This window comes from Pseudoalteromonas sp. NS-SX12 (assembly GCF_057367955.1).
Map to the genome: position 1 here is coordinate 660,376 of NZ_CM170634.1, position 14,566 is coordinate 674,941.

At 42.9% G+C, this 14,566-nt stretch carries 14 protein-coding genes and 2 rRNA genes; 2 read left to right on the top strand and 14 right to left on the bottom strand.

Features of this window, described 5'->3' with window-relative positions:
- Positions 1-420: 420 nt before the first annotated feature.
- The 12 genes from rpsQ to AC2IOM_RS03180 all read right to left on the bottom strand — a co-directional run bounded on the left by rpsQ (position 421) and on the right by AC2IOM_RS03180 (position 8,656).
- On the bottom strand, positions 421-663 hold the full coding sequence (rpsQ, locus tag AC2IOM_RS03125; protein WP_010561264.1) for a 30S ribosomal protein S17: 243 nt from the start codon (positions 661-663) through the stop codon (positions 421-423).
- A complete protein-coding gene (rpmC, locus tag AC2IOM_RS03130) occupies positions 663-854 on the bottom strand; it encodes a 50S ribosomal protein L29 (protein ID WP_010561265.1) in 192 nt (63 codons plus the stop codon). Before rpmC ends, rpsQ begins: the two co-directional genes overlap by 1 nt.
- Entirely contained in the window at positions 854-1,267 is a 414-nt protein-coding gene (gene rplP, locus AC2IOM_RS03135; RefSeq protein ID WP_010561266.1) for a 50S ribosomal protein L16, read from the bottom strand. The genes rpmC and rplP overlap by 1 nt, the downstream gene beginning before the upstream one ends.
- Positions 1,268-1,280: 13 nt before the next feature.
- Complete coding sequence (gene rpsC / locus AC2IOM_RS03140; protein WP_010561267.1) at positions 1,281-1,979, bottom strand: 30S ribosomal protein S3; 699 nt, start codon at positions 1,977-1,979, stop codon at positions 1,281-1,283.
- A gap of 11 nt (positions 1,980-1,990) precedes the next feature.
- Positions 1,991-2,323 carry a 50S ribosomal protein L22 gene (gene rplV, locus AC2IOM_RS03145; protein WP_010561268.1) on the bottom strand — a complete coding sequence of 111 codons (333 nt, stop codon included), beginning with the start codon at positions 2,321-2,323 and terminating at the stop codon, positions 1,991-1,993.
- Between the two features lie 12 nt (positions 2,324-2,335).
- Positions 2,336-2,614, bottom strand: a complete 279-nt coding sequence (gene rpsS / locus AC2IOM_RS03150; RefSeq protein WP_010561269.1) for a 30S ribosomal protein S19 — start codon at positions 2,612-2,614, stop codon at positions 2,336-2,338.
- 16 nt (positions 2,615-2,630) lie between these two features.
- A complete protein-coding gene (rplB, locus tag AC2IOM_RS03155; RefSeq protein ID WP_010561270.1) occupies positions 2,631-3,455 on the bottom strand; it encodes a 50S ribosomal protein L2 in 825 nt (274 codons plus the stop codon).
- A gap of 17 nt (positions 3,456-3,472) precedes the next feature.
- Positions 3,473-3,775 carry a 50S ribosomal protein L23 gene (gene rplW / locus AC2IOM_RS03160; protein ID WP_054979005.1) on the bottom strand — a complete coding sequence of 101 codons (303 nt, stop codon included), beginning with the start codon at positions 3,773-3,775 and terminating at the stop codon, positions 3,473-3,475.
- On the bottom strand, positions 3,772-4,377 hold the full coding sequence (gene rplD / locus AC2IOM_RS03165) for a 50S ribosomal protein L4 (RefSeq protein ID WP_486359108.1): 606 nt from the start codon (positions 4,375-4,377) through the stop codon (positions 3,772-3,774). Before rplD ends, rplW begins: the two co-directional genes overlap by 4 nt.
- Positions 4,378-4,394: 17 nt before the next feature.
- Positions 4,395-5,030, bottom strand: a complete 636-nt coding sequence (gene rplC, locus AC2IOM_RS03170; RefSeq protein ID WP_010561273.1) for a 50S ribosomal protein L3 — start codon at positions 5,028-5,030, stop codon at positions 4,395-4,397.
- Between the two features lie 27 nt (positions 5,031-5,057).
- Positions 5,058-5,369: a 30S ribosomal protein S10 gene (gene rpsJ, locus AC2IOM_RS03175; RefSeq protein ID WP_010561274.1), complete on the bottom strand. Its 312-nt coding sequence runs from the start codon at positions 5,367-5,369 to the stop codon at positions 5,058-5,060.
- A 668-nt stretch (positions 5,370-6,037) separates the two neighbouring features.
- On the bottom strand, positions 6,038-8,656 hold the full coding sequence (locus AC2IOM_RS03180; RefSeq protein ID WP_486359109.1) for a TonB-dependent receptor plug domain-containing protein: 2,619 nt from the start codon (positions 8,654-8,656) through the stop codon (positions 6,038-6,040).
- An 850-nt stretch (positions 8,657-9,506) separates the two neighbouring features.
- Between AC2IOM_RS03180 and AC2IOM_RS03185 the strand changes: the two genes are divergently transcribed.
- Positions 9,507-10,259 (top strand): LytR/AlgR family response regulator transcription factor, encoded by a 753-nt coding sequence (locus AC2IOM_RS03185; protein WP_105171137.1) that lies wholly within the window; start codon positions 9,507-9,509, stop codon positions 10,257-10,259.
- Positions 10,260-10,359: 100 nt separating this feature from the next.
- The gene (locus tag AC2IOM_RS03190; RefSeq protein ID WP_486359110.1) at positions 10,360-10,749 is read left to right on the top strand and encodes a hypothetical protein; all 390 of its coding nucleotides are present in this window, start codon (positions 10,360-10,362) and stop codon (positions 10,747-10,749) included.
- 598 nt (positions 10,750-11,347) lie between these two features.
- On the opposite strand, the gene rrf is transcribed toward AC2IOM_RS03190, so the two are convergent.
- Both rrf and AC2IOM_RS03200 read right to left on the bottom strand, forming a co-directional pair.
- A 5S ribosomal RNA gene (gene rrf / locus AC2IOM_RS03195) occupies positions 11,348-11,462 on the bottom strand.
- A 143-nt stretch (positions 11,463-11,605) separates the two neighbouring features.
- Positions 11,606-14,486: ribosomal RNA gene (locus tag AC2IOM_RS03200) — 23S ribosomal RNA — on the bottom strand.
- Between the last annotated feature and the right edge of the window lie 80 nt (positions 14,487-14,566).

Consider the following 14,566-nt stretch of genomic DNA (forward strand, 5'->3'; position numbering starts at 1 on the left):
TAAGCAGTAAGCAGTAAGCAGTAAGCAGTAAGCAGTAAGCAGTAAGCAGTAAGCAGTAAGCAGTAAGCAGTAAGCAGTAAGCAGTAAGCAGTAAGCAGTAAGCAGTAAGCAGTAAGCAGTAAGCAGTAAGCAGTAAGCAGTAAGCAGTAAGCAGTAAGCAGTAAGCAGTAAGCAGTAAGCAGTAAGCAGTAATTATTGTCACAAGCTTACCCAAAGAGCCAGTTAATTCTAAACATTGACGAATAGTAACTGTGGTGCCACCTTTAGAAGGTGTCTTCTTATCATGCGTGTAGCTTAGTAGTGCACTAAATAAATTTACCGTAGATTGGTGGCTTCACTTACAACTTAATTTACTTTATACGAAACGTAAAAAACCCCGACCAAGGCCGGGGTTTTTAGCGTTTACTTAATTAATAAAAATTAAGCAATAACGTCTACTAAAGTCCAAGATTTGTTCTTAGAAATAGGAGCACATTCACGAATAGTAACTGTGTTGCCTACTTTAGCAGTGTTGTTCTCATCGTGTGCGTGTAGCTTAGTAGTACGCTTGATGAATTTACCATAGATTGGGTGCTTCACCTGACGTTCAATAGCAACAACGATAGACTTGTCCATCTTGTCACTAACTACGCGACCTTGTAGAGTACGGATTTTATCGCTCATTATGCACCTGCCTTCTGGTTGATAACCGTTTTAACACGCGCGATATCGCGACGTACTTTACGTAGTAAATGAGACTGAGCTAGCTGACCAGTGCTCGCTTGCATGCGCAGGTTAAACTGCTCACGAAGAAGCTCTAGAAGTTCAGTGTTTAGCTCTTCTACGCTCTTGTCTTTTAATTCGCTAGCTTTCATTACATTACCGTCCGAGTTACGAATGTTGTCTTGAATGGTAGTTTACGAGCTGCAAGGTCAAATGCTTCACGAGCAAGCTCTTCAGAAACACCTTCCATTTCGTAAAGTACTTTACCAGGCTGAATTTCAGCAACCCAGTATTCTACGCTACCTTTACCTTTACCCATACGAACTTCAAGCGGTTTGTTTGTAATTGGCTTATCTGGGAACACACGGATCCAGATTTTACCTTGACGCTTGATGTGACGAGTCATAGCACGACGAGCTGCTTCGATTTGACGAGCAGTCATACGGCCACGGCCAGTCGCTTTAAGGCCGAATGAGCCGAAGCTAACTTTGTTACCGTTTTGCGCTAAACCGCGGTTGCGGCCTTTGTGCATTTTACGGAATTTTGTACGTTTTGGCTGTAACATTGATCGCTACCCCTTACTTAGCTTTACGAGCTTTTTTCGGTGCACGCTTAGCTGGCTTCTCAGCTTCTTGTTTCAGTGGAAGACCACCGATAACTTCGCCTTTGAAGATCCAAACTTTAACACCGATGATGCCGTAAGTAGTTAAAGCTTCTGAAGTTGCGTAATCGATATCAGCACGTAGAGTGTGTAAAGGTACACGACCTTCACGGTACCACTCAGAACGTGCGATTTCAGCGCCGCCTAAACGACCGCTAACTTCAACCTTAATACCTTTAGCGCCTAGACGCATTGCGTTTTGTACCGCGCGCTTCATAGCACGACGGAACATTACACGGCGCTCAAGCTGTGAAGAGATGCTGTCAGCTACAAGCTGTGCGTCTAACTCTGGCTTACGAACTTCAGAAATATTGATCTGAGCCGGAACACCTGCAAGTTTAGTCACTGCTTGACGTAGCTTCTCAACGTCTTCGCCTTTTTTACCGATAACAACACCAGGACGAGCTGTGTGGATTGTTACACGGATTGATTTCGCTGGACGTTCGATAACGATTTTAGACACAGAAGCCGCTTTTAATTCCTTTGTAAGGAAAGTACGAACTTTGTGATCGCCAAATAGCGTCTCAGAGTAGTCTTTTGTATTCGCGTACCAAGTAGATACCCAAGGTTTTGAGATACCTAGGCGAATACCAGTAGGGTGTACTTTTTGTCCCATTAGTTAATCTCCTAGTTATCTGAAACCACAACAGTGATGTGGCTAGTACGCTTAAGGATGCGATCCGCACGACCTTTAGCACGTGGACGAATACGTTTCATTGTAGGACCTTCGTCTACAAAAACTTTCGCCACTTTAAGCTCATCAATGTCAGCACCTTCGTTATGCTCTGCATTCGCAATAGCAGACTCTAGTACTTTCTTAACTAAAACAGCCGCTGATTTCGGGCTGTACGCCAGTATTTCTAGCGCGCGATCAACAGGTAGTCCACGGACTTGATCTGCAACTAAACGTGCTTTTTGCGCTGAACCAGAGGCGAATTTGTGTTTAGCTAATGCTTCCATCATATTCCCCTATTAACGCTTTTTAGCTTTCTTATCAGCAGCATGGCCGCGATAAGTACGTGTAGGTGCAAATTCACCTAGTTTGTGACCGATCATTTCGTCCGAAACAAATACAGGGACGTGCTGACGACCATTATGGACAGCGATGGTCAATCCGATCATATTAGGGATGATCATTGAACGACGGCTCCAAGTCTTTATAGGCTTCTTGTCACCGCTTTCCAACGCCTTCTCTACCTTCTTCAGCAAGTGTAGGTCAATAAAAGGACCCTTCTTGAGAGAACGTGGCATGGCAATTCCTCAACTATTACTTAGTACGACGACGTACGATAAATTTATCAGTACGCTTGTTCTTACGTGTCTTAGCACCTTTGGTAGGCTTACCCCATGGAGACACAGGATGACGACCACCAGAAGTACGACCTTCACCACCACCGTGTGGGTGGTCTACTGGGTTCATGGCAACACCACGAACTGTAGGACGAACACCACGCCAACGGTTAGCACCAGCTTTACCTAGTGAACGAAGCATGTGTTCTGCGTTACCTACTTCACCTAAAGTTGCGCGACAATCCGCTTCAACTTTACGCATCTCGCCTGAACGTAGACGAAGTGTTACGTACTGACCTTCACGAGCAAGGATCTGAACGTATGCACCCGCTGAACGAGCGATTTGAGCACCTTTACCAGGCTTAAGCTCAACGTTGTGAACAGTAGAACCTACAGGCATGTTACGCATTGGCAATGTGTTACCAACCTTGATCGGTGCATCAACACCAGATTGGATTGAATCACCAGCTTTAAGGCCTTTAGGTGCGATGATGTAACGACGCTCACCGTCTGCATATAATACAAGAGCGATGTTTGCGCTACGGTTTGGATCGTATTCTAAACGCTCAACTTTAGCCGGAATACCGTCTTTAGTGCGTTTGAAATCGATTACACGGTAATGATGCTTATGACCACCACCAATGTGACGAACCGTGATACGACCGTTGTTGTTACGACCACCTGATTTAGAGTTTTTCTCTAGTAGCGGAGCGTATGGCTTACCCTTGTGTAGATCAGGGTTAACCACTTTAACGACGTGACGACGACCCGCAGAAGTTGGTTTACACTTTTGAAGTGCCATAATTCTAACTCCTTAAATTACTCGGCGCCGCCGACAAAGTCTAATTCGCTGCCTTCTTTAAGAGTAACGTAAGCTTTTTTCCAATCAGAACGCTGACCGAAACGCATACCAGTGCGCTTTTTCTTACCCTTAACAACAAGCGAACGAACACCCGTTACTTCAACTTCGAAAAGTTTTTCTACAGCTGCTTTAATTTCAGCTTTAGTTGCATCTTTAGCTACTTTGAACACAATAGTGTTGCTAGTTTCAGCATTGATAGTACTTTTCTCAGAGATGTGCGGAGCACGTAGAACTTTTAATAAACGTTCTTCAGAGATCATGCTAATGCCTCCTCAAGTTGCTTAACAGCTGCAGCTGTAATAAGAACCTTATCGAAAGCAATTAAGCTTACTGGGTCAATGCCCGCAACGTCACGTACGTCTACTTTATATAGGTTACGTGCAGATAAGAATAGGTTCTCATCAACTTCTTCAGTTACGATTAGAACATCTTTAAGCTCTAGCTCTTTAAGCTTGCCTACTAGTTCTTTAGTCTTTGGTGCTTCTAAACCAAAGTTTTCAACAACTACTAAACGCTCTTGACGAACTAGTTCAGATAGGATGCTTTGAATCGCACCGCGATACATCTTACGGTTAACTTTTTGGCTGTGATCTTGCGGCTTAGCTGCAAAGCTCACACCACCGCTGCGCCAGATTGGGCTGCGGATTGTACCAGCACGTGCACGGCCAGTACCTTTTTGACGAAATGGTTTCTTACCGCCACCACTTACTTCAGAACGTGTCTTCTGAGCTTTAGTACCTTGACGAGCACCTGCTGCGTAAGCAACAACTACTTGGTGTACTAATGCTTCGTTAAACTCACGACCAAAAGTAGCTTCGGAAACCTCAAGAGCGCCTGATGCGTCTTTTAACGTTAATTCCATCACTAAATCTCCAGGACTTAAGCTTTAACAGCTGGTTTAACGATTACGTCGCCATTTACTGCGCCAGGTACTGCACCTTTAACAAGTAATAGACCACGTTCTGCGTCAACACGAACAACTTCTAGGTTTTGAGTCGTTACACGCTCAGCACCCATGTGACCGGCCATTTTCTTACCTTTAAATACTTTACCAGGTGATTGGTTTTGACCAATTGAACCCGGAGCACGGTGAGATAATGAGTTACCGTGAGTAGCGTCTTGCATGCTGAAGTTCCAGCGCTTAACACCACCTTGGAAGCCTTTACCTTTAGAAGTACCAGTTACGTCAACTTTCTTAACGTCGTTGAATACTTCAACAGTAATTTCGTTACCAACTTCGAAGTCACCTTCGTCGCCAGATAGACGGAATTCCCACAGACCACGACCAGCCTCAACACCAGCTTTAGCGAAGTGACCCGCTTCTGGTTTGTTTACACGGCTAGCTTTCTTCTCGCCTGCAGTCACTTGAAGCGCGTTATAACCGTCAGTAGCTTCAGATTTAACCTGAGTTACACGGTTTGGCGTCGCTTCGATAACGGTTACTGGGATTGAAACGCCATCTTCAGTGAAGATACGAGTCATGCCCACTTTACGACCGATTAGACCTAATGCCATTTTCCTAAAACCTCTCTAATCTTCCGATTAACCCAGGCTGATTTGAACATCAACACCAGCAGCAAGGTCTAAACGCATTAGTGCGTCTACAGTCTTGTCAGTTGGCTCTACGATGTCGATCAGACGTTTGTGGGTGCGGATTTCGTACTGATCACGCGCGTCTTTGTTAACGTGCGGAGAAACAAGTACAGTGAAACGCTCTTTGCGTGTAGGAAGTGGGATTGGACCACGAACCTGAGCACCAGTGCGCTTAGCAGTTTCCACGATTTCCAAAGTTGATTGGTCAATCAAACGATGGTCAAAAGCTTTTAGGCGAATACGAATGCGTTGATTAGACATTCAATTAAACCTCAATAAAAAGAGCATTTTAAAAAGAGCATAAAAAAACCGTCAACTCATCCAAAAAATTGGAAAGCGACAATCTTCTTATATCTTACCTTTGAACTCCAAATCGGAGTTCCTGTTCATGGGCTTGAAATCCAAGCCTCTATCTTTAACTTTCAAAGCTTGTAAGCGAACTCACAATTTTGAAAGTTTGCGTATTATAGTGATATTGATGATAAATGCAACAGTTTTTTTGAGGCAGGGTTTAGGGTTTAGGGTTTAGGGTTTAGGGTTTAGGGTTTAGGGTTTAGGGTTTAGGGTTTAGGGTTTAGGGTTTAGGGTTTAGGGTTTAGGGTTTAGGGTTTAGGGTTTAGGGTTTAGGGTTTAGGGTTTAGGGTTTAGCAGATATTCTGAAGTCTAGAATCTTAAAACTCAAGAATCTTTGTGGGGAAAATAAAATGGGGGGTGGATAAATCCCCCATTTGGTCCAAAGAAAATCGCAATGTTAAATATCAATGCGATGAGCCTAGACTACTGACTGAGCGCCCTATTCTCTAGGCTAAAGTGATAATACGAACAAATTTGGTGACAAACGGCGAATATGTAACAAATAGACATATTTAGGCGCCATATACAAAAAAGCCAATGGTAATACCATTGGCTTTAAAGTACTAAACTATTGTTTAAAATGAGTATTTAAGTCCTAGTGTATATACTCGGCCATCAAGTGAATATAAATCACGTGAAGTAGCAGCTGAATCTTGTACCCAGCCACCAACTGTATCAATTGATGGGTCTTCATCAGTTAAATTACGTACACCAAATGTCAAGTCCAAACCATCCATTGCTGTGTAGATTGCATTGATTGAATGAGTATCCCACGCTTTGAACTTACCACCAGTATCTGAATCAGTTTCATCGATCCATTGATACATGTAGTTAACACGCACATCACCAAACTCATACAAGAAGTTAAAGTTAGCTCTATTTGCAGGATAACCTTGAGTTCCTGGCTGGTCGAATACTACACCTAAGATTTCTTCTTCATAGGTTGCAATGTGCGACCATTGTAAATCAGGTCTAAAGTCACCAAATTCAGTTTTAAATAGATATTGAACTTTCAGATCAAGACCTTCAACAGTGCGAGATGCTAAGTTTGCCACTGGATTGATCAGGCCACAGTTAGGATAGCTTTCAACAACGCAGCGTGTAATTGGACCTGGAACTCCACCATTCGATGCACCACGGTTAATTATAACACCCGCAGGAAGGTTATTAGCCTGTTCAAGTTCAAATACGTCTTTAAACTCAAGTTGAGTTACAACGTTTTCTAGGTCAACACTGTAGTAATCTGCTGTAATCAATAGATCTTCTACAGGTTCTAAGATTATACCTAGATTGTATGAATCTGACGTTTCTGCTTTTAACTCTGGGTTACCAGCATTATAAGTTTCTTGCTGACCTGCAGGACAATCCGCATCGGCAATACCTTGTGCACGACAACGAGTTGTATCAACTAGTCCCTCAAAACTTTGTTGCGGCTTAGCGTACAAATCCGTAAGGTTTGGTGCTTTGAAGCCTTGACCATATGAAGCTCTTAGCTTTAACCAATCCGTTGCTACATAAGAAGCAGAAATTGAAGGTGAAACTTCTGAGCCAAAATCGTCATAATCATCATAACGAACAGCTACATTCAACTCTAGTCCATCAATAATTGGTACATACAACTCACCAAAAACAGCCGAGCGCTGACGTTCACCTGCCGCTGAGTTACCAGCTGAACCTAGTACATTCTGAGCTTCACGGAATGAATCATAAATATCTTCATATTCTTCATCAGCATATTCTATACCTGCTGACCATAAAATATCACCACCACCTAACTCAATCCCGGTGCCACCGTTAAGTGCAAAAAGAATTGAAGTAGTATCGTTTGATAAATCTCGCGTTAATGTTGCTTTACTCGCCGCTACGGCAGCCAAATGGTCTGGATCTTGAGATAATGGATCAAGATAGTTATAACCACCATTAGCAACAAGTGCTTCAATATTTGATTGCAATACGTAGTTATTACCTAGTTCAGTTGCATTATACTTATATTTGCGAACGCTAAAGTCATATTCAATATCACTGTTACCGAAGGTGCCATTGAAACCTAACACTGCATCCATTTCAGTTGCGTTGCTTGAGTCATCACGTGGACCATGCGCTACAAAGCGGTGATAAAGTAAAAACGCTTCACCAACAGGGTTAATCGGTGCATCCCCCGCTACTGCAAAACCACCGATAGCAGGCGCAAAACGACCTGAAGTTTTAACTTTTGAAATTCGGCTTTCAAAGTAAACCTCATGATCATCATTTAAGTCTCTACGGGCATCTAAAAATGTAGAGAAGCGCTCTACATCCATTGTGTTATATGAGATATCACTAAAAATATAACCACAACCCGTCCCTGGAACACCAAACGGATCTAGAACAGGTAGGTAGAAACTTGCATCACAGTCACCTACAGAAAATGCTTCAGTAAACTCAAAGTTAAAACCAGAGTTACCACCACCATTTGCACCGGTAACATCAACACCATCTCTAGGAATTCCGCTGCTCGTGATATTCAAACCTGTATATGAGCGGTCACTATCTGCAATATGATCTTTATTTGAGTACTCAAATGAAAATAATACACTTGATGTATCGTTTGAAGTACCAGTTGTAATCTTAAATGATTCTCTGTCACCACCATCTTGACTCGGAATATCACTATTGTACTCTACGATCGTACCATCAAAATCTTTCTTCATAATGATATTGATAACACCACCGATTGCATCAGCACCATAAACAGCAGAAGCACTATCTGTTAGAATTTGTATGCTCTCAACCGCTGACATTGGAATTGTATTGATATCTACAGCAGATGTACCGGTAAATGCATTACCAGGAACGCGACGACCATTAATTAAAACCGCAGTTCTGTCTGTTCCCAAACCACGAAGGTTAACAAGTGCGGCACCACCAAAACTGCTACCGGACTGCTCTCGATAAGAACCTAATGTATTGAATGACGTATTACGTAATACGTCTGCTACGCTGTCGAAGCCTTGCTCTTTAATAGACTCAGCTGAAATTACAGTAACAGGAGTAGCCGTTTCCAAATCTGAACGCTTGATACGAGAACCGGTAATCTCAATACGCTCAACATCATCTGCAGAATTGGCTTCCGCAGCAATAGTGTTAAAACTTGCGCCCGAAAATAACGCTGATGTCATCGCTATTTTAAGCGCTGACTTTTTAAATGTATTCATTATAATAATCTCCCTGGAATAGTATTGCGTTGACCTAGTCAAACGCAAACCTCAACCTAATTATATTGAAAGATCATTTCCAACCGTATTATTCAAGCGGACTGAATTTAATGTTAAACGGCATTCTAATTAGATAAAACATAAATTTTGACACATAAAGAAACACACGTTCATGTTCTGCGATTTGTTAATTAAATCTCAATGCCAAACAAACACACTTTGTATTTGTTAAACCGCTAACTTAAGTTTGTACATTTAAATAAGTTTATTAATTTACATATAGACAAAACTTTCTATGTCTAATAAATATAGAACCCTCATTATACTTAATATAGCTTTAAGACTTCTTTTTGTTGCCCAACATTGAAGAAGGGAAAGATTATTAATTTAATACTAGCCTCCAATCTCAGTCTGGATATTTACCGTAATTTATTTCACCCCAAAGCCTTGGTCATTAATTTTTATAAAAACTAGCCGATTAGGGCCAATTCAAATATTCTACACACTCATTTAGGCTCTTAAACACAAAAATCGTTATAACCTTTTTCGATTAAAACCAGTAGAGCCATCACTCTATTTTTTTAAAATTATCAAAAGCGCCGAACTTAACTATAAAGCTAATAACCTAATACTTAAATTGATAAATAAAAGGCTCTAAATATGGTTTGAGCGGAAGAAGGTAAGCGATTTGAAACACCCCATTTACACTTATGCTATAAAATCATCAAAAACAAGTTTTTTAGGTAATTCAAGCTAACATTTTGTTACTCCTTGTTACCCAAAAAGACTAACACCGTAGACAAATCAATGACAAAATGCACAGACCTTATAGTTAGAAGGAACTTGCGTAATGAGAAAATTTAGTCTCGTTATTGCAGACGAAAAAGAGAGCAATAAGTCTGCATTAAAAACATTGTTAAAGGAGCACGAAAACTTTGAAGCAATTGCGTTAGCGTTTGACTGGTCTGAAGCAATTAGCATTGTAAATACAATGCAAGCTGACGTTCTTTTTATTAATCACAACTTGCTGCCTGATTTAGACGCATTAGAAACATTAGCTCAAGAATGCCCTGACTATACACAGATCGTTTATCTTGGAGAGTCAGAAGCAGAGGCAATTTACGCATTCGAACATGATTTTGCTGACTATCTTTTATTCCCATGCGATAGGAATAGATTTAATAAGTGCATCAAAAAGCTTTCGTCACGACTCAATAACAACAAACAGCTCCCTTTTGAGAATATTCAAAGTTTGATTAATCAATTAAACACGACTGATCAAACACTAATAGTAAAAGACTCTGGAAGAATTAAGCTGATCGATTGTAACGACATAGTCTGGGTTGGCGGTGCTGGTAACTATGTCGAGCTATATTTAGTGAATGAAGAACGCCCTACACTTCACAGAGAGACACTATCTGCTATGGAAACCAAACTAGCTGATTTAGGGTTTATACGCATTCATCGTAGTGTAATCGTCAGGAAAAAGTGTATCGCTGAGCTCAAACCCACTGACAGCGGCGATTATCAGGTTACTTTACGCAATGGCCATCAACTTAGTCTTTCAAGACGGTATAAGTCATCGATGACAGGTATCATCTAATAACTACGATATAATTCATGTGATAAGTGTTTGTATGATATAAATAGTTTGTTTGTGCTAGTATGAACAAATAAAAGATAACTTGTATAAACACTCGTCTATGAAGCTTATTAAAATTTCACCAATCATAGCCTTAAGTAGCTTGCTCTTTGGATGTCAATCAAATGACTTTAACCCAGAGAGTAAAATTAGCACCATTACTGATGCAGAAACTAAACTTCAGAAAGCTATTGAAGATAAATCGTGTGATGCTAGCTATCAGTGCCGTGTAATCTCCTATGGTGAACGCGCATGTGGTGGCCCGAGTCGCTTTGATATTTACTCAATTAAGACAAGTAAACAAGAAGACATTGAATTTTTGGCAACAGAAATTACATCCTTTGAACAAGCTTATAATCAAAAAAACACAGCATTTTCTACCTGCGAGCATAATCCAGCACCTCAAACGCTTTGCTTAAATAAAAAGTGTGAAGTAATAGAAAGAGAATAATACAGACCCCATATGTTACGAAACCTTAATTTTGTAAATAAACAATCTACCCACGGCCAAACAAAGTCTATCAAATAGAAGTCTATATTTCTAAAAGCTGTTACCTGAAAACAGCTCTTCTACGCTTCACTTACTAAGCTCTATTTATAGTTATACTTGTATACCTTCCACAAAATGCTCATCAAACGATTCTAATGTACTTTAATGCGTAAATACCATTAGCTTCGCGGATAGAGGACTTTTATCGACCTTACTTTATTAGGTGAATTACAACCGAAACGAAGTTTCGTAGTGTAATGAGGTGAGGTCATGGAAGACCGATGTAACCCAGCTTCATGGATGAATTATAGCGCTATAAATTCATAAAACGCTCAAACGCAAAAAGCCCGCTCATTGAGCAGGCTTTGATGTACATGGATGTACGAATGTCGATAAGCTTCATGGATGAAGGGCTTTTATCGACCTTACTTAATTAGAAGCTTTGCGATGTTCAAGTGCTCACAGCGGTGAAGAGGCACATGGGCGTTCGCCCTATCTTTTCTGGAGTTCAAATGCAAAAAAGCCTCAACATTATGTTGAGGCTTTCTTTTAATTAGGAGCTTGGCGATGTTCTACTTTCACATGGGCGAACCCACACTATCATCGACGCTGTTTCGTTTCACTTCTGAGTTCGGCATGGGGTCAGGTGGTTCCAAAACGCTATAGTCACCAAGCAAATCTGGTTGACTTAAGAGCTTGTCTTAAATCTAAATCTGGAAAACTGTCTTTTTATCTCAATTCGTAAAGTTATCTACTTTAGTACTTTGCTCTTTTCGAGCTATTCAACTTCTGCGGGTCTAAACCACTTTGGCGTTGTATGGTTAAGCCTCACGGGTAATTAGTACAGGTTAGCTTAATGGCTCGCACCACTTCCACATCCTGCCTATCAACGTTGTAGTCTTCAACGGCCCTTCAGTTAACTCAAGTTAAAGTGAGAACTCATCTCGAGGCTCGCTTCCCGCTTAGATGCTTTCAGCGGTTATCGATTCCGAACGTAGCTACCGGGCAATGCAATTGGCATCACAACCCGAACACCAGCGGTTCGTCCACTCCGGTCCTCTCGTACTAGGAGCAGCCCCTCTCAATTCTCAAACGCCCACGGCAGATAGGGACCGAACTGTCTCACGACGTTCTAAACCCAGCTCGCGTACCACTTTAAATGGCGAACAGCCATACCCTTGGGACCGACTTCAGCCCCAGGATGTGATGAGCCGACATCGAGGTGCCAAACACCGCCGTCGATATGAACTCTTGGGCGGTATCAGCCTGTTATCCCCGGAGTACCTTTTATCCGTTGAGCGATGGCCCTTCCATTCAGAACCACCGGATCACTATGACCTACTTTCGTACCTGCTCGACGTGTCTGTCTCGCAGTTAAGCTTGCTTCTACCATTACACTAACCGTACGATGTCCGACCGTACTTAGCAAACCTTCGTGCTCCTCCGTTACTCTTTGGGAGGAGACCGCCCCAGTCAAACTACCCACCAGGCACTGTCCACAACCCCGATTCAGGGGCCTATGTTAGAACATCAACACTACAAGGGTGGTATTTCAAGGACGGCTCCACACAATCTAGCGACTGTGCTTCAAAGCCTCCCACCTATCCTACACATGTAGGGTCAATGTTCAGTGCCAAGCTGTAGTAAAGGTTCACGGGGTCTTTCCGTCTAGCCGCGGGTACACAGCATCTTCACTGCGATTTCAATTTCACTGAGTCTCGGGTGGAGACAGCGTGGCCATGGTTACACCATTCGTGCAGGTCGGAACTTACCCGACAAGGAATTTCGCTACCTTAGGACCGTTATAGTTACGGCCGCCGTTTACCGGGGCTTCGATCAAGAGCTTCGCCGAAGCTAACCCCATCAATTAACCTTCCGGCACCGGGCAGGTGTCACACCCTATACGTCTTCTTTCGAATTTGCAGAGTGCTGTGTTTTTAATAAACAGTCCCAGCCACCTAGTCACTGCGACTCCCGTCCGCTTAGAGAGCAAGTCTCATCACAGATAGGAGCGTACCTTCTCCCGAAGTTACGGTACAATTTTGCCTAGTTCCTTCACCCGAGTTCTCTCAAGCGCCTTAGTATTCTCTACCTGACCACCTGTGTCGGTTTGGGGTACGATTCGAAATAATCTGAAGCTTAGAGGCTTTTCCTGGAAGTATGGCATCAACAACTTCCACACCGTAGTGTGTCGTCTCGTATCTCAGCCTTAGAAACCCGGATTTGCCTAAGTTTCCAGCCTACATACTTTCACATGGACAACCAACGCCATGCTTGTTTAGCCTGCTCCGTCCCCCCATCGCAATTATTCCAAGTACGGGAATATTAACCCGTTTCCCATCGACTACGCCTTTCGGCCTCGCCTTAGGGGTCGACTCACCCTACCCTGATTAGCATGGGATAGGAACCCTTGGTCTTCCGGCGAGCGGGTTTTTCACCCGCTTTATCGTTACTCATGTCAGCATTCGCACTTCTGATACCTCCAGCATACCTCCCGGTACACCTTCAACAGCTTACAGAACGCTCCCCTACCCCGCGAATAAATTCGCAGCCGCAGCTTCGGTGGTATGTTTAGCCCCGTTACATCTTCCGCGCAGACCGACTCGACCAGTGAGCTATTACGCTTTCTTTAAAGGATGGCTGCTTCTAAGCCAACCTCCTGGCTGTCTGGGCCTTTCCACATCGTTTCCCACTTAACATACACTTTGGGACCTTAGCTGGCGGTCTGGGTTGTTTCCCTCTCCACGACGGACGTTAGCACCCGCCGTGTGTCTCCCGGATATTACTTATTGGTATTCGGAGTTTGCAAAGGGTTGGTAAGTCGGGATGACCCCCTAGCCTTAACAGTGCTCTACCCCCAATAGTATTCGTCCGAGGCTCTACCTAAATAGATTTCGGGGAGAACCAGCTATCTCCCGGTTTGATTAGCCTTTCACTCCTAGCCACAGGTCATCCGCTAGCTTTTCAACGATAGTCGGTTCGGTCCTCCAGTCAGTGTTACCTGACCTTCAACCTGCCCATGGCTAGATCACCGGGTTTCGGGTCTATACCCAGCAACTAAACGCGCAGTTAACGCTCGCTTTCACTACGGCTCCCCTAAATGGTTAACCTCGCTACTGAATATAAGTCGCTGACCCATTATACAAAAGGTACGCAGTCACAGAACGAATCTGCTCCTACTGCTTGTACGTATACGGTTTCAGGTTCTATTTCACTCCCCTCACAGGGGTTCTTTTCGCCTTTCCCTCACGGTACTGGTTCACTATCGGTCAGTTGGGAGTATTTAGCCTTGGAGGATGGTCCCCCCATATTCAGTCAAAGTTTCACGTGCTCCGACCTACTCGATTTCACTGTAAATAAGTTTTCGTGTACGGGACTATCACCCTGTATCGTCAAACTTTCCAGAATGTTCCACTAACTACATTACAGCTTAAGGGCTAATCCGATTTCGCTCGCCGCTACTTTCGGAATCTCGGTTGATTTCTTTTCCTCGGGGTACTTAGATGTTTCAGTTCTCCCGGTTCGCCTCACTTACCTATGTATTCAGTAAGTGATACCACTAAGTGGTGGGTTTCCCCATTCGGAAATCCTAGTCTCAAGCGCTTTTTACTAGCTTGACTAGGCTTATCGCAAGTTAATACGTCCTTCATCGCCTCCAACTGCCAAGGCATCCACCGTATACGCTTAGTCACTTAACCATACAACCCAAAATGGTTTGTATTGCTAAAGACAGTTTTTAACTCCGCCAGAAGTTAAATATTGAATACTAAAGTAGATA

Excerpts from the sequence above, each read along its gene's own strand:
- rplD (WP_486359108.1), bottom strand. The coding sequence starts at position 4,377 with ATGGAATTAACGTTAAAAGACGCATCAGGCGCTCTTGAGGTTTCCGAA.
- rpsS (WP_010561269.1), bottom strand. The coding sequence starts at position 2,614 with ATGCCACGTTCTCTCAAGAAGGGTCCTTTTATTGACCTACACTTGCTG.
- rpsC (WP_010561267.1), bottom strand. The coding sequence starts at position 1,979 with ATGGGACAAAAAGTACACCCTACTGGTATTCGCCTAGGTATCTCAAAA.
- rplV (WP_010561268.1), bottom strand. The coding sequence starts at position 2,323 with ATGGAAGCATTAGCTAAACACAAATTCGCCTCTGGTTCAGCGCAAAAA.
- rpsJ (WP_010561274.1), bottom strand. The coding sequence starts at position 5,369 with ATGTCTAATCAACGCATTCGTATTCGCCTAAAAGCTTTTGACCATCGT.
- rpmC (WP_010561265.1), bottom strand. The coding sequence starts at position 854 with ATGAAAGCTAGCGAATTAAAAGACAAGAGCGTAGAAGAGCTAAACACT.
- rplB (WP_010561270.1), bottom strand. The coding sequence starts at position 3,455 with ATGGCACTTCAAAAGTGTAAACCAACTTCTGCGGGTCGTCGTCACGTC.
- rplP (WP_010561266.1), bottom strand. The coding sequence starts at position 1,267 with ATGTTACAGCCAAAACGTACAAAATTCCGTAAAATGCACAAAGGCCGC.
- rpsQ (WP_010561264.1), bottom strand. The coding sequence starts at position 663 with ATGAGCGATAAAATCCGTACTCTACAAGGTCGCGTAGTTAGTGACAAG.
- AC2IOM_RS03185 (WP_105171137.1), top strand. The coding sequence starts at position 9,507 with ATGAGAAAATTTAGTCTCGTTATTGCAGACGAAAAAGAGAGCAATAAG.
- rplC (WP_010561273.1), bottom strand. The coding sequence starts at position 5,030 with ATGGCATTAGGTCTAATCGGTCGTAAAGTGGGCATGACTCGTATCTTC.
- AC2IOM_RS03190 (WP_486359110.1), top strand. The coding sequence starts at position 10,360 with ATGAAGCTTATTAAAATTTCACCAATCATAGCCTTAAGTAGCTTGCTC.
- rplW (WP_054979005.1), bottom strand. The coding sequence starts at position 3,775 with ATGATCTCTGAAGAACGTTTATTAAAAGTTCTACGTGCTCCGCACATC.
- AC2IOM_RS03180 (WP_486359109.1), bottom strand. The coding sequence starts at position 8,656 with ATGAATACATTTAAAAAGTCAGCGCTTAAAATAGCGATGACATCAGCG.